Raw genomic sequence first — 409 nt, 5'->3', positions numbered from 1 at the left:
GTGGATCCCTGTCGAGGGAGAAAGAGAGATCCCGCTAGCAGAGAGGCATGTAGGATCCCCATTATTATGGACACCTAGCCAAGCTGAAGACGAACTCTTGAAGCGAGATTGGGAAGAACTGATGGAGTTGATCGTTTTAGGCAATGTTGAACAGATAACAGCAAGACACGGTGAAGCACTGCATTTACGTCCGAAGGCTGCTAACAGTCGTGTGTTAACGGAAGCTTACGGTGCAAGCGGAAAACCTATCAAAACTAAACCACGTGGTTTCTATCTGCGAACTCAATTCACCCATAAATTACTGACAACACATTACGCATAGATCGTTTAATCGAGCCTCGATAGCCAAAACTATCAGTGCGTTAAAAAACAGTCTGGAATTAGAATCAATATCTCGCTACCAACGCCT

The 409-nt window shown here is 45.0% G+C and carries 1 protein-coding gene; it reads left to right on the top strand.

The annotated features are described in order from the left end of the window. Positions 1–322, top strand: a 322-nt coding sequence (locus AB4486_RS25375) for a MutH/Sau3AI family endonuclease (RefSeq protein ID WP_372119487.1), incomplete at its 5' end; no start/stop codon positions are given. Between the last annotated feature and the right edge of the window lie 87 nt (positions 323–409).

Source organism: Vibrio sp. 10N.222.55.C6, assembly GCF_041473395.1.
In the GTDB taxonomy this organism is placed as follows: domain Bacteria; phylum Pseudomonadota; class Gammaproteobacteria; order Enterobacterales; family Vibrionaceae; genus Vibrio; species Vibrio crassostreae_C.
This window is presented reverse-complemented; position numbering and strand designations above follow the sequence as displayed.